This is a genomic window from Nocardioides anomalus (assembly GCF_011046535.1).
GTDB lineage: Bacteria > Actinomycetota > Actinomycetes > Propionibacteriales > Nocardioidaceae > Nocardioides > Nocardioides anomalus.
The window spans coordinates 873406-886738 of the sequence record NZ_CP049257.1; the positions used below are offsets into that span (position 1 = coordinate 873406).

Annotated in this window: 16 protein-coding genes; 7 read left to right on the forward strand and 9 right to left on the reverse strand. The window is 72.2% G+C overall.

Features of this window, described 5'->3' with window-relative positions; translation table 11 throughout:
• Positions 1-15 precede the first annotated feature (15 nt).
• The 3 genes from G5V58_RS04550 to G5V58_RS04560 all read right to left on the reverse strand — a co-directional run bounded on the left by G5V58_RS04550 (position 16) and on the right by G5V58_RS04560 (position 2451).
• A complete protein-coding gene (locus G5V58_RS04550; RefSeq protein ID WP_329957554.1) occupies positions 16-498 on the reverse strand; it encodes a MarR family winged helix-turn-helix transcriptional regulator in 483 nt (160 codons plus the stop codon).
• Between the two features lie 75 nt (positions 499-573).
• Positions 574-1791 (reverse strand): acetyl-CoA C-acetyltransferase, encoded by a 1218-nt coding sequence (locus tag G5V58_RS04555; protein WP_165229147.1) that lies wholly within the window; start codon positions 1789-1791, stop codon positions 574-576.
• 42 nt (positions 1792-1833) lie between these two features.
• The gene (locus G5V58_RS04560; protein WP_165229149.1) at positions 1834-2451 is read right to left on the reverse strand and encodes a TetR/AcrR family transcriptional regulator; all 618 of its coding nucleotides are present in this window, start codon (positions 2449-2451) and stop codon (positions 1834-1836) included.
• 96 nt (positions 2452-2547) lie between these two features.
• Here G5V58_RS04560 and G5V58_RS04565 point away from each other — a divergent pair, with 96 nt between their 5' ends.
• Positions 2548-2727, forward strand: coding sequence for a hypothetical protein (locus G5V58_RS04565; RefSeq protein WP_165229151.1), 180 nt, complete (start codon positions 2548-2550; stop codon positions 2725-2727).
• 38 nt (positions 2728-2765) lie between these two features.
• A complete protein-coding gene (locus G5V58_RS04570) occupies positions 2766-3617 on the forward strand; it encodes an acyl-CoA thioesterase (protein WP_165229153.1) in 852 nt (283 codons plus the stop codon).
• On the opposite strand, the gene G5V58_RS04575 is transcribed toward G5V58_RS04570, so the two are convergent.
• The 3 genes from G5V58_RS04575 to G5V58_RS04585 form a co-directional block, all read right to left on the reverse strand.
• A complete protein-coding gene (locus tag G5V58_RS04575) occupies positions 3604-4149 on the reverse strand; it encodes an RNA polymerase sigma factor (RefSeq protein ID WP_165229155.1) in 546 nt (181 codons plus the stop codon). The two genes, G5V58_RS04570 and G5V58_RS04575, sit on opposite strands and share 14 nt — an antisense overlap.
• Positions 4146-4718 (reverse strand): hypothetical protein, encoded by a 573-nt coding sequence (locus tag G5V58_RS25580; protein ID WP_196240560.1) that lies wholly within the window; start codon positions 4716-4718, stop codon positions 4146-4148. Before G5V58_RS25580 ends, G5V58_RS04575 begins: the two co-directional genes overlap by 4 nt.
• A gap of 175 nt (positions 4719-4893) precedes the next feature.
• A complete protein-coding gene (locus tag G5V58_RS04585) occupies positions 4894-5298 on the reverse strand; it encodes a globin (protein WP_230487086.1) in 405 nt (134 codons plus the stop codon).
• A 34-nt stretch (positions 5299-5332) separates the two neighbouring features.
• Here G5V58_RS04585 and G5V58_RS04590 point away from each other — a divergent pair, with 34 nt between their 5' ends.
• The gene (locus tag G5V58_RS04590) at positions 5333-5758 is read left to right on the forward strand and encodes an OsmC family peroxiredoxin (protein ID WP_165229159.1); all 426 of its coding nucleotides are present in this window, start codon (positions 5333-5335) and stop codon (positions 5756-5758) included.
• Between the two features lies 1 nt (position 5759).
• Here G5V58_RS04590 and G5V58_RS04595 read toward each other — a convergent pair whose 3' ends face one another.
• On the reverse strand, positions 5760-6803 hold the full coding sequence (locus G5V58_RS04595; protein ID WP_165229161.1) for a mechanosensitive ion channel family protein: 1044 nt from the start codon (positions 6801-6803) through the stop codon (positions 5760-5762).
• Between the two features lie 45 nt (positions 6804-6848).
• On the opposite strand from G5V58_RS04595, the gene G5V58_RS04600 reads away from it, so the two are divergent.
• On the forward strand, positions 6849-7151 hold the full coding sequence (locus tag G5V58_RS04600; protein WP_165229163.1) for a hypothetical protein: 303 nt from the start codon (positions 6849-6851) through the stop codon (positions 7149-7151).
• Positions 7132-7530, forward strand: a complete 399-nt coding sequence (locus G5V58_RS04605; protein ID WP_230487087.1) for a DUF5130 family protein — start codon at positions 7132-7134, stop codon at positions 7528-7530. The genes G5V58_RS04600 and G5V58_RS04605 overlap by 20 nt, the downstream gene beginning before the upstream one ends.
• Before the next feature lie 697 nt (positions 7531-8227).
• Here G5V58_RS04605 and pepN read toward each other — a convergent pair.
• Positions 8228-10771, reverse strand: coding sequence for an aminopeptidase N (gene pepN, locus G5V58_RS04610; RefSeq protein ID WP_165229165.1), 2544 nt, complete (start codon positions 10769-10771; stop codon positions 8228-8230).
• Between the two features lie 114 nt (positions 10772-10885).
• On the opposite strand from pepN, the gene chrA reads away from it, so the two are divergent.
• Positions 10886-11980 carry a chromate efflux transporter gene (chrA, locus tag G5V58_RS04615; RefSeq protein WP_230487088.1) on the forward strand — a complete coding sequence of 365 codons (1095 nt, stop codon included), beginning with the start codon at positions 10886-10888 and terminating at the stop codon, positions 11978-11980.
• Between the two features lie 8 nt (positions 11981-11988).
• A complete protein-coding gene (locus G5V58_RS04620) occupies positions 11989-12597 on the forward strand; it encodes a mycothiol-dependent nitroreductase Rv2466c family protein (protein WP_165229169.1) in 609 nt (202 codons plus the stop codon).
• 3 nt (positions 12598-12600) lie between these two features.
• On the opposite strand, the gene G5V58_RS04625 is transcribed toward G5V58_RS04620, so the two are convergent.
• The gene (locus tag G5V58_RS04625; RefSeq protein ID WP_165229171.1) at positions 12601-13287 is read right to left on the reverse strand and encodes a GOLPH3/VPS74 family protein; all 687 of its coding nucleotides are present in this window, start codon (positions 13285-13287) and stop codon (positions 12601-12603) included.
• Positions 13288-13333: the final 46 nt, after the last annotated feature.

Below are 13333 nucleotides of genomic sequence, written 5' to 3' on the forward strand. Positions count from 1 at the left end.
CGGGCCGGGGATCCGCTAGCGGATCTCCATCTCGGGGTGGTCGGAGATCAGGTTGTCCGAGACCGCGTCCATGACGCGGCCGAGGGCCTCGAAGTCCGCGTCGCTGGCCAGGTCCACGAGGTGCTCGCGCACGCCGGTCACGTGCGAGGGGGCGGCGCGGACGAGCAGGTCGTGGCCTTTCTCCGTGAGCGTGGCCAGGATGCCGCGGCCGTCCTCAGGTGAGCTGGAGCGCTGGACCAGGCCCTGCTTCTCCATGCGGGTGACGGTGTGGGTCACCCGGCTGCGGCTGTGGGCCAGGGCGTCGGCGAGGGCGGCCATGCGCATCTGGCCGTCGCGCTCGGAGAGGCGCACGAGGATCTCGTACTCGACCAGGGAGATGTCGTGCGCGCGGCGCAGGTCCTCGTCGAGGCGGTCGAAGAGCAGGGTGGTGCCCATGACCAGCGCGCGCCACGAGCGCTGCTGGCCGACGTCGAGCCACCGAGTCTCCTCCGCCTCCACGCGGGGGATCCTAATCCGCCGGTCAGGCGCGACCTACCCGACCTCCCGGCGAAGCGCTGAGAAGTCGGGTGCGGGTCAGGACAGGCGCTCCAGGATGAGCGCCATGCCCTGACCGCCGCCGACGCACATGGTGATGAGGCCGGTGGACTTGTCGTGGAAGTCGAGGCTGTTGAGCATCGTGTTCTGCAGGCGGGCGCCGGTCATGCCGAACGGGTGGCCGACCGCGATGGCGCCGCCGTTGACGTTGAGGCGGTCCAGGTCGATGCCGAGGTCCTGGTACGACGGCACGACCTGTGCCGCGAACGCCTCGTTGATCTCGACCAGGTCGATGTCGTCGATGGACATCCCGGCGTGGGCGAGGGCGCGCTTGGAGGCCTCGACCGGGCCGAGGCCCATGATCTCGGGCGACAGGCCGGAGACGCCGGTGGAGACGATGCGGGCCAGCGGGGTCAGGCCGAGCTCGGCGGCCTTGGTGTCGCTCATGATGATGACGGCGGCGGCGCCGTCGTTGAGGGCGCAGCAGTTGCCGGCGGTGACCACGCCGTCGGGGCGGAAGACCGGCTGCAGCTGCGAGACCGCGTCGTAGGTGACGCCGGCGCGCGGGCCGTCGTCGGCGGAGACGACGGTGCCGTCGGGGGTGGTGACCGGGGTGATCTCGCGCTGCCAGAAGCCGTCGGCGAGGGCCTTCTCGGCGAGGTTCTGCGAGCGGACGCCGAACTCGTCGAGCTCCTTGCGGTCCAGGCCGCGCAGCTTGGCGACGTTCTCGGCCGTCTGGCCCATCGCGATGTAGACGTCGGGGAGGGTGTCGTCCTCACGCGGGTCGTGCCAGCCCTGGCCGCCCTGCGCCTGCTCCTCGGTGCGCGCCTTGGCCTCGTCGAAGAGGTGGTTCTGGGTGTCGGGCCAGTGGTCCGAGGTGCCCTTGGCGAAGCGCGAGACGGTCTCGACACCGGCGGAGAGGAACACGTCGCCCTCGCCGGCCTTGATGGCGTGGAAGGCCATCCGGGTGGTCTGCACCGAGGAGGAGCAGTAGCGCGTGATGGTGGCACCGGGGACCTCGTCGAGGCCGAGCAGCACGTTGACGACGCGGGCCATGTTGTTGCCGGACTCGCCGCCGGGCAGCCCGCAGCCGAGGTAGTGGTCGTCGATGGTCGTCGGGTCCAGCTCGGGCACCTTGGCCAGCGCGGCCTGGATGATCGTCGCGGTCAGGTCGTCGGGACGCAGGTCCTTGAGCGAGCCCTTGTTGGCGCGGCCGATGGGGGAGCGGGCGGCGGAGACGATCACGGCTTCAGGCATGAGCCCGAGCCTAGGGGACGTCGCAGAGGACGGCGGTGTGACTCACGCCTCGGTGAGCGCGTGCAGGATCAGGCGCAGCGACTCCGACAGGAACGGCCGCCGCTCGGCCGGCGGCTTCTGCAGCGCCGCCACCAGCAGCCCGTCGGAGGCGGCCACCAGCGCCTCGGCGGTGCGCCCGTCGTGCCGCTTGCCGCGCGAGGCCAGGGTCGCGTCGACGACGGCCACGAGCCGGTCGCGGTACTCCGCCAGGACCGCGGCCAGGGCGGGGTTGCGCGAGCCCTCCATGGACAGCTCGATGCGCGCCAGGATCAGCTCGCCCTCGTCCAGCCAGCTCTCGAAGGCCTCGACGACCGTGGTCACCACCCGCTCCGGCAGCCCCGGCTCGTCAGTGCCGAGGGCGGCCAGCTGGTCGGCCAGGTCCCGCACGTCCTGACCGCACTGCGCCGCGACGTACGCCGTGAGACCGGTCTGCAGCGCCTCCCGCGTCCGGAAGTACGCCGAGCAGGTGCCCTCCGGCAGCCCCGCCCGCCGGTCGACGGCCCGGTGGGTCAGGCCCCGCAGGCCCTCCTCGGCCACCACGTGCAGCGCGGCCTCGAGCAGCGCGCGACGTCGCGGCGAGAGCGCGGGCGCCTCGGACTCGGCGGCTGTGACGGACGGCACCACCCCATTGTGCCGTCGGGCTTGCGGAGCGCCCACGAGCGGCGTACTTTCTACAGATGTAGAGAATTCTACAAACGTAGAAAAGGAGCAACCGCCATGCTGTACGACCTCTCCGGCGTCCTGCCGTTCTTCGTCGTGATCGCCCTGCTGGCCGTGGCCGGCGCCGTCGCGTCGCTCACCGTCCTCGGGCGCGAGGTGACCCACCACCACCGGGTCCGCGTCGCGCGTCACCAGAGCATCCCGACCTACTACCGCCGCCTCGTCCTGGCCCACTGAGCCCCCGGGGCGCGAGCGCGCTCTGGCAGAGTCGGGGCGTGCGCCACCGCTACGAGTGCCCGATGCGCTGGGCCGACCTGGACCAGCTCGGTCACGTCAACAACGTGGTGTACGTCGACTACCTCCAGGAGGCGCGCGTCGACATGCTCCGCGCCCACGGGCGTGGGCCGGAGCGGCTGGCCGAGGGCCTGGTCGTGGCCCGGCATGAGGTCACCTACCTCAAGACGCTGACCTTCGACTTCCGTCCGGTCTCCATCGAGTGCTGGGTGACCGAGGTCAAGGCCGCCAGCTTCACCATGGCCTACGAGATCTTCCACGAGGACGCCGAGGCCGGCCGGGTGGTCTACCTGCGCGCGACCACCGTGCTCACGCCGTACGTCTTCGCCGAGGAGCGGCCCCGCCGGATCGCCCCGGAGGAGCGCGCCGCCCTCGAGCAGCACCTCGAGCCCGACGCCCAGCCCCGGCGCCGCACGCCCGCGCTGGCCGAGTCCCGCTCGCTCTACCCCGTCCACGTCCGGTTCTCCGACGTCGACGTCTACGGCCACGTCAACAACGTGAAGTACTTCGAGTACCTCCAGGAGTCCCGCGTCACCCTCGTCAACGAGCTGGTCCCGCAGCGTCGGTTCAGCGTCGTGGTGGCCCAGACCGACGTGGACTACCTGCGCCCGCTGCTGTTCCGCCCGGAGCCCTACGCCTGCCACTCGGTCATCAGCCGGGTCGGCACCCGCTCGATGACGATCGACTCCGAGATCCGCGACGGCGACCAGCCCCTCGCGCGCGCCCAGGTCACCGTGGTCTTCTTCGACCTGGCCAGCGAGCGCTCCACCGAGCCGGATCCCGAGGTCCGCGCGAGCCTGGAGGCCGCGGCCCTCCAGGTCAGGCCGAGCTGAGCAGCGCCAGGCTGGCTCCGGCGTCGCGCAGGCGCCGCAGCGCGCGGTGCCGCGCCACTCGTACGGCGACCGGCGTCATGCCCAGTGCCTGGGCGGCGTCGGCCACGCTGAGCCCGACCACGTCGACGCAGGCCACCACGTCGCGCTCGCGCGGGGACAGGCCGGCCAGCACCTCGCGCACCCACGCCTGACCGGGCACGGTGGTCTCCGGTCCGGCGACCACCACGGTGGGGATGTCCTCGACCGGGTCGGTCTGGCGGCGCCCGGCCCGGCGGCGGGCGTTGGCGGCCACCCGGCGGGCGATCCCGAACAGCCACCCGCCGAACTCCTCGGCGCTCCCGTGGTAGTCGTGCACCTTCTCGGCCGCCGTCAGCCAGGTCTGCCCGGCGACGTCCTCGGCGGCGTACGCCCCATCGGTGCCGGAGCGCGTCTCGAGCCAGACCACGAGGCGCCCGGCGTGCGCGCGGTAGAGCGCGCGCCACGCGTCCTGGTCGCCCTGCTTGGCCGCGGCGACGACGGCGTCGTCCCTCACCGCTGGTGGCCCCGGCCGGGCGCGCCGCCCTGGGGGTGGGGAGGGTGCACGGGGTGGCTCGGGTGGCTCGGGTGGCTCGGGTGGACCGGGTGGACCGGGTGGACCGGGTGGACCGGGTGGGCCGGGTGGGCCGGGTGGGCCGGGTGCGGGGGCTCGGTCGGCTCCGGCGCCCTGCTCGGCCCCGCGGGGTGGTGCGCCTCGGCGTGCCCCCTCGCCTTGCTCTTCCCCTTGCCCTTCCCCGTGCCGGGCGGACCGGTCGTCGCGCCCGGGGCGGCCGAGGCCGACGGGGGAGCCGCGGCCGCGCCGAGCGGCGACGGGTCGGGACCCGGGGTGACCCCGACGCCGGGCGCGGGCCGGTGGACAGGCTCCGGGCTCAGCGGGGAGTGGGTGCCGGGCAGCGCGCCGGCGAGCCACGAGACGCCGGCGACGGCCGCCACGCCGGCCGCGGCGAGCAGGACGCGCCCGGTGCCTGCGGCGCCGGGGGCCGCGCCGGCGCTGCGGGCGGAGAGCTCGGCGAGCAGTCGCGGGTCGGGCTCCAGCTCGGGTACGTCGAGCCGCAGGTCGAGCACGCTGTCCCCCTCCCGGACGACCACCAGAGGCGCCGGAGGTGACCCGGCGGCAGCGCGGGGGGCGCAGACCGCCGGGCCGTACCCGCCTCGTCTGGGTCGAGGCGGGAGCTCCTCCGACACCCGCTTCCTGTCACGGGCGCCGCGGAGCGTTACAGCCGGCGGCGGGATCTTCTCGTCAGCGCGGGCCGGGGGCCTGGTCGAAGTGGTTGACCATGAACTGGGCGGCGTGGGTGACGTACTCCCAGAACTGCGTGTCCTGCTCCGGGCTCAGCAGCCCGGCCCGCACCGCCTCGTCGAGCCCGGCCCGGAAGTGCGTGAGCCAGTGGTCCTTGGCGGTCGGGGTGACCGCGAACGGTGCGTGCCGCATCCGCAGCCGCGGGTGGCCGCGGCCGTCGGAGTACGTCGTGGGGCCGCCCCAGTACTGCACCAGGAAGTCGCGGAAGCGCTCCTCGGCCGGACCGAGGTCCTCCTCGGGGTAGAGCGGGCGGAGCACCGGGTCCTCGGCCACGCCCGCGTAGAAACGGCCGACGATGAGGCGGATCGTCTCGTAGCCGCCGATCTCGTCGTAGAAGGTGCTCACCGACCCATTCTGACGGCCTGCCAAACTCGGCGGCATGGCAACCACTCGCAAGGCAGAGACCACCTGGCAGGGCTCGCTGTTCGAGGGCGCGGGCAGCGTCGAGCTGCAGTCCTCGGGCATCGGCACGTACGACGTGACCTGGGCGTCGCGCGCGGAGGACGCGAACGGCAAGACCAGCCCCGAGGAGCTCATCGCGGCCGCCCACTCGGCGTGCTTCTCGATGGCCTTCTCCAACGGCCTGGCCAAGGCCGGGACCCCGCCCACCGAGCTCAAGACCTCGGCCGAGGTCGACTTCGTGCCCGGCACCGGCATCACCGAGATCCGGCTGACCGTGCGCGGCACCGTCGACGGCATCAGCGAGGAGGACTTCGTGGCCGCGGCCGAGGACGCCAAGGCCAACTGCCCGGTCAGCCAGGCGCTGGCCGGCACGACGATCACCCTCGACGCAGCGCTGGCCTGAGTCAGACCCGGTCGTCGGCCGGCTCGCCCGGCCCCTGCTCCGGCGGGGTGCCGGGCGGGTGCGGCCGCCCGTCGCGGTGCCAGACCACCCGCTGCGGGAACGGCATCTCGATGCCCTCGTGGTCGAAGCGCGCCTTGATCCGCTGGCGCAGCTCGCGGCCGATGCCCCACTGCTCGAGCGGCTGGGTCTTGACCAGCACGCGCAGCGTCACCGAGTCCGCCGACAGCGCCTCGACGCCGGTCACCTCCGGCTCCTCGATGATGAGCGAGCGGTAGTCGTCGTCCTCCCACAGGTCGCGGGCGACCTCCTGCAGGACCCGCTTCACGCGACCCAGCTCCTCGTCGTACCCGACGCCGACGTCGATCACCGCACGCGACCAGTTCTGGCTCTGGTTGCCCACGCGCAGGATCTCGCCGTTGGGGACGTACCAGACCGTGCCGTCCAGCGAGCGCAGCCGCGTCACCCGCAGGCTGACCGCCTCCACCGTGCCGCTGGCCTCGCCGACGTCGACCACGTCGCCGACCCCGAACTGGTCCTCGAAGATCAAGAAGATGCCGGACAGGAAGTCCTTCACCAGCGACTGGGCGCCGAAGCCGAGCGCGATGCCGATGATCCCGGCGCTGGCGATGATCGGGGCGATGTTGACGCCGACCTGGCTCAGGATCATGGTCCCGAAGATCGCCACCAGCACACCGGTGATCACGCTCTTGAGCAGGTCGCCCATGGTCTTGGCCCGCTGCACCCGCCGGGTCTGGGCGGCCAGGTCGCGCAGCTCCTGGGTGTGGGTCTGCTCCTGGTGGCGCCGGCGGCGCGAGAACCGGCTGACCCGGTCGGGGAGGACCCCCTCCTCGGCGCCGGCGACGATCCGGTCCACGACCCGGTGGGCCACGAAGCGCACCACCAGCCCCAGCACCACCAGGCCGAGGACGGCCAGGGGCAGGCCGATGAAGGCGTCGGCCAGGTTGGCCAGGGTCGCGTTGCCGGTCCTGTCGTCCACCCAGTTGCAGAGCGACTCGTCCGGCTGGCACGGGCTGCTCAGGAACATGGGCCCCAGGCTCTCAGAACGGCCCGAGGTCGATACCCTGGGGCGGTGACCCTCTCGCCGAGCGCCATCGCCGCCCTCGTCCCCATGGACGTGCCCGTGGGGTGGAGCGACCCGAAGGACGTGAACATGGTCCACGCCCTGCTGGTGCTGGGCGGGATCCCGCTGCTGCTGTTCCTCTCGATCGCGGTCGCGGTCTACCTCCCCTCGCTGCTGCGCGGTGAGCGGATCGCCCCGGGCCAGCCCCCGGTCGAGAACCAGTGGATCGGCGGCCCCCGCACCGGCACCGCCGAGCTGACCAGCCGCGAGACCGCGGACTCCGACTCGGGCGGTGCCAGTGGCCGCTGGTGAGCTGAGCGGGCGGCTCAACGCCCACGACCGGGTGGCCCTCGACGAGACCATCCGCCGCGCCGAGCAGCTCTCGCGCGCGGAGTTCTCGGTCTTCGTCGGCCACGCCGAGGGCGACCCCCGCGCGTACGCCGAGAGCCTGCACGCGACCCTCGTCGCCCCGGCCCGCAGCGTCCTGGTCCTCGTCGACCCCGACGCCCGCGCCCTCGAGGTCGTCACCGGCAGCGCCGTGCGCCGCACGCTGCGCGACCCGCAGGTCGAGCTCGCCGTGGCGCAGATGCAGTCGTTCTTCGCCCAGGGCGAGCTCGTGGCAGGCCTGCGGCGCGGGATCCAGATGCTGGCGGAGCACGCCCGGGCGCCGCAGACCCTGCACGCGGAGTAGACCTTCCGAGCACTTTCGGTTTGGTCTGGGTGCTTCGTCTCGTGGTGCGGCTCTCGGGGTTCCGGCCGCCTGTGGACTGACCCGGCCTCCGCCTGACCGCAGCCCCCTCACCGAACGCAACCGACGCCGTGTTGCACGCGACTGCTTCCAGCCCCATTACGTCTCGTGTGCGTGCCCCACGCCGCGGGTCTAGCGTTCGGCGAGGGGGCTGCGGTCCGGCGGTGGCCGGGTCAGCCCACAGCCGGCCTGGTTCGGCGGCGGCAACGTCTCGCCTCCGCCTTCACGGGTGGGTGGGGGTGTGGTGCGGGGTCCCGCGGCCGGCGCCGCCGAGAACTTGTAACGCGCAGTTATCGGATCTTCCGACCCGTTGCAACGGGTCGGAAGATCCCGTAACTGAGCGTTACAAGTGCGTGGAGGCGGACCGCAGCGTGGTCGCCAGAGGCGGCCGCGCATTGCGGGCGGGGCGTGCCCCGCCCTCGAGCGCGTCTTACCGCCCCGACCGGGTCCCGCTGTCAAGGACGAACTCCCGACGGCCGAAGGCCCCCGCAGTTCGCCGCTCGCGGCGCCGAAGGCGTCCTTGACAGCGGGAGTCGGGGTGGTGAGCGCGCGGCCGCTACGCAATTGATCCCGGCACGAGCAAGAACCGTCGAGGTCAGCAGGAGCCCAGCACGAAGACCACAGGCCCGGACGAAGAAACCTAGCCCTGAGCGTCCCGCGCCTGAGCCCTCAGCGCCCGGGCCACGTCGTCGCGGCCTTCGCGCACGTACCGCTTGGCCGCGGGGTTCGCCGGTGAGCTCTCGAGCCACGCGTCGATCCGGTCGAGGAGGCGCTGGGAGGCCAGGTGCTTGGGGAAGATGTACTCCAGCGCCGTGCTCGCGCGCTGGGTGCCCTTCTCCTCCCACATGGTGTCGGCGGCGGTGAGGTACTTCTCGACGTACGGCTCGAGGACGTCGTCCTGGCCGTAGGCCTGGAAGGCCAGCACGATCGAGCGCTGGGTCTCGTTGGGGACGTCGTCGCGGACCATGGCCAGCTCCCAGGCCTCGGCCTTGGCCTCGGCGGTGGGGCGCAGGGTGCGGGCGGAGGCGGCGTGCTCCTTGCCGCTGATGGTGTTGTCGCGGGCGAGCTCCTCGTCGATGCGGGCGGCGTCGGCGCGGCCGTTCTTGGCCAGGGCCGAGAGCATCGTCCAGCGCAGGTCGGTGTCGACCGCGAGGCCCTCGATCTCGAAGGAGCCGTCGAGGAGGCCCTCGAGGTCGCTCAGGGCCTGGTCGGAGTGGGCGGCGCCGGCGTACGCGCGGGCGAAGGAGAGCTGGTGGTCGCTGCCGGGGTCGGCGGTGGTCAGCAGCTCGCGCAGGCCGGACTCCCAGCGGGCGCGGAGCTCGGCGCGGTGCTCGGGGGCGGAGTACTGGGTGACGGCCTGGGCGGCGTACCCGGGGATGCGGGCCACGCCGAAGGCGTCGGTCTCCGAGGCGATGCCCGAGAGCACGAGGGTGACGAAGGCGGAGGCCGACATCTCCGCGTCGCGGGTCATGTCCCAGGCGGCGCCCCAGCACAGGGCGCGGGCCAGCGAGTCGTCGATGGTCTCGATGCTGGTGACCACGGTCTGCAGCGAGCGGTCGTCGAGGCGGATCTTGGCGTAGGCCAGGTCGCCCTCGTTGAGCAGCAGCAGGTCGGGCTGCTTCTCGCCGACCAGCTGCGGGACGTCGGTGGCCTCGCCCTCGACGTCGATCTCGAACGAGGTACGACGCACCAGCCGGCCGTCGACCTTGTCGTAGAGCCCGAGGCCGAGCCGGTGCCGGCGGAGCGTCGGGTAGTCGGCGGCCGCCGACTGGGTGACGGCGAAGGAGGAGTACGCGCCGGACTCGTCGAGCTCGAAGGAGGAGGCGAGGGTGTTCACGCCCGAGGTCTGCAGCCACTCCTGGGCCCACGACTCGAGCTCGCGGCCGCTGGACTTCTCCAGGGCCATGAGCAGGTCCTTGAACTCGGCGTTGCCGAACGCGAAGTCCTGGAAGTAGCCGCGCAGGCCCTCGAGGAAGGACTCCAGGCCGACCCAGGCCACCAGCTGCTTGAGCACCGAGGCGCCCTTGGCGTAGGTGATGCCGTCGAAGTTGACCTCGACCGCCTGGAGGTCGTGGTTGTCGGCGGCGATCGGGTGCGTGCTGGGCAGCTGGTCCTGGCGGTAGGCCCAGTTCTTGCGGGCGTTGGTGAAGCCGGTCCAGGCCTCGGTGAACTCGGTGGCGTTGACGGCGGCGTGGTAGCACGCCCACTCGGCGAACGACTCGTTGAGCCAGAGGTCGTCCCACCACTTCATGGTCACCAGGTCGCCGAACCACATGTGCGCCATCTCGTGGAGGACCACCTCGGCGCGGAACTCGTAGAACGAGCGGTCCTGGCGGCTGCGGGGGAGGTACTCGTCGCGCAGCGTCACGCAGCCGGCGTTCTCCATCGCGCCCATGTTGTACTCCGGCACGAACAGCTGGTCGTACTTGCCGAAGGGGTAGGGGTAGCCGAACTGCTCCTCGAAGTAGGCGAAGCCCTGCTCGGTGATCTTGAACAGCTCGTCGGCGTCGAGGTGCTCGACCAGGGACTGGCGGCAGTAGAGGCCGAGCGGGATCTCCTGGGTGGCGCCGCGGTAGGTGCGGTGCACGGCGTGGTACTCACCGGCCACCAGTGCGGTGACGTACGTCGACATCGGGTCGGCCGGCGCGAACGCCCACGTCGCGGTGCCGTCACCGCGGTCGGTGGGCTCGGGGGAGGCGGCGTTGGAGACGACCGCCCAGTGGCTCGGCGCGGTGACCGTCCACTGCGCCGGCGCCTTGAGGTCGGGCTGCTCGAAGGTGGTGTAGACGCGGCGGGCGTCCGGCACCTCGAACTGGCTGTAGAGGTAGACCCTGTCGTCGACCGGGTCGACGAAGCGGTGCAGGCCCTCGCCGGTGTGGGAGTAGGTGCAGTCGGCCCTCACGACCAGGGTGTTCTCGGCCTGGAGCCCGCTCAGGGCGATCCGGCTGCCGTCGTAGGCCGACACGTCGACGCTCTCGCCGTTCAGGGTGATCTCGTGGACGGTCGCGTCCACCAGGTCGGCGAAGGTGGAGCCGCCGGTCTCACGGCTGCTGAAGACGATGGTCGTGGTGGAGCCGAAGTGGGTGTCGCCGGTCGTCAGGTCCAGGTCGATGGAGTACGACGCGACGTCGAGGAGCGCGGCGCGGGTGGCCGCCTCGTCCCGCGTGAGGTTGGTTCCAGGCATGGGGGCGATCCTGCCACCCGGGCTGTGAGCGGGACCACGTCAGGGGCACGGCAGGATGCAGACGTGACCGGATCGGGACCTCGTCATGATCCCGCGCCGGGGAGGGTCCGCGAGGTGGCGCTGGTGTTCCTGCGCCTGGGCGTCGTGGCCTTCGGCGGCCCGGCCGCGCACATCGCGATGATGCGCGAGGAGCTGGTCCGCCGCCGCGGCTGGGTGAGCGACGAGCGGTTCGTGGACCTGATGGGGGCCACCAACCTGATCCCCGGCCCCAACTCCACCGAGCTGGCCATCCACCTGGGCCACGAGCGGGCGCGCTGGCGCGGGCTCGTGCTGGCCGGGGTGCTCTTCATCCTCCCCGCCGCGCTCATCGTCACCGGACTGGCCTGGCTGTACGTCGAGCACGGGGACACCCCCGCCTTCGACGGCGTGCTGTACGGCGTGGTGCCGGTCGTGGTGGCCATCATCGTCTGGGCCCTGGTCCCGCTGGTGCGGACCGTGGTGAGGTCGGCCTTCCTGGCCGTGCTGCTGGTGGCCGGGCTGGCGGCGTACCTCCTCGGGGTCAACGAGCTGGTCGTGCTCTTCGGCGGCGCCGCGGTGGCCGTGCTGGTCCACGTCCTGGTCCGGCTGCGGGGCACGCACGGGGTCGCGCTGGCCGCCCTGCCGGTCTTCGCCGACCCGAGCGCCGGCCAGCTGGCGACGCTGTTCGCGACGATGCTCAAGATCGGGGCGGTGCTCTACGGCTCCGGCTACGTGCTGCTGGCCTTCCTCGAGGGCGACTTCGTCGACCGGCTGGGCTGGATCACCCACGACCAGCTGCTCGACGCGATCTCGGTGGGCCAGGTGACGCCCGGACCGGTCTTCACCACCGCGACGTTCGTGGGCTACCTGGTGGCGGGACTGCCCGGGGCGTTCCTGGCCACGGTGGGGATCTTCCTGCCGTCGTTCGTCTTCGTCGGGCTGCTCACCCGGCTGGCCGGCTGGCTGCGCTCGCGGGACTGGACCTCCGCGCTGCTGGACGGGCTGAACGCCACCGCGCTGGCCCTCATGGCCGGCGTCTCCTGGACGCTCGGGCGCGACGCGCTGGTGGACGGGTGGACCGTCGCGCTCTTTGCGATGACCCTGGTGCTGCTGTGGCGCACGCGGCTCAACTCCGGCTGGTACGTCGCCGCCGGTGCGGTCGCCGGAATACTCGTGCACACGACGGGTTAGAGAAGGACGTGGCCACTGACGACGTTGACTTCTGGTTCGACCCGCTCTGCCCGTTCGCCTGGATCACCTCCCGCACGGTGCTCGAGGTCGAGCAGGTCCGCGACATCAAGGTGACCTGGCGCATCATGAGCCTGGCCTACCTCAACGAGGACAAGGACATCTCCGACGACTACCGCGCGCTGCTGAAGGACGCCTGGCAGCCGGTCCGCGTGTGCATGGCGGTCGAGCAGGAGTACGGCCAGGAGAAGCTGGCCGAGCTCTACACCGCCCTCGGCACCCGCAAGCACAACGGCGGCGCGGAGAAGCTGGACCGCGGGCTCATCGAGGACGCGCTGTCCGAGGCGGGGCTCTCCACCGAGCTCGCCGACCGGATGGACGACGACTCGCTGGACGACGCGATCCGCACGTCCCACCACGAGGGCATGGACCAGGTCGGCTACGACGTCGGCACGCCCACGATCGCCATCAACGGGCACGCCTTCTTCGGCCCGGTGCTGACCCGGATCCCGCGCGGCGAGGACGCCGGCAAGATCTGGGACGGCGCGGTGGCGCTCAGCGCGTTCCCGTACTTCGCCGAGCTCAAGCGGACCCGCGAGTCCGAGCTGCACTTCGACTGAGGTCTAGCTGGTCGCAGCCGTCGTCGCGGCGGTCGACGCCACCACGGCGCCGACCGTCGCCGCGGTGGCGGCGTCGACGGCGTCCTTGACCGCCCTGGCTGCCCACTGGCCCTCGGCGATCTGCTTCGCTCGCTGGTTGAGCTCGCGCTTCTTCGCTCCGGTGTCGGGGACCACCGCCTGGTGGGCCTGGTCCACCGCAGCCAGCAGGGCGATGAGGGCGCCGGTGCGCTGGTCCGGGTCCTGGCCCTCGACCAGCGCGCTCGCCACCGCGCGGCGTACGCCGTCCTCGTGCGTGGAGTCCCTGGTCGGCCAGGTGGTGCGTGGGAAGAGCCCGAGCACCTTGCCGTCCTTGCGCTCGATCACGCCGCGTTCGGCCAGCCGGGTGGCCAGGCGCTCCTCGAGCCCCTTGCCGATCCGCCCGACCAGGTCGCTGGCCGCCCGGTCCTTCTCGGCGATGGTGGCCAGCGCGTCGGCTAGCACCGGGTCGAGGTCGGCGGGCGCCTCGCCGGCCGGGTGGACCTTGTCGGTCCTCCACCTCGACCTGTTCTCGTCCACCGTCACCAGCCCGGCCACCGCCAGCTCGGCCAGCACCGCGCCACCCAGCAGCACGTCGGTCGAGCCCCACGACGAGACGGTTCCCTTCACGTTGTCGAGGAGCAGGAGCAGCAGGTCCTCCGCGATCAGCGTCACCCTCCGAACGTATCTGCGTCGCCCACCAGACACACCCCTCCCTAGG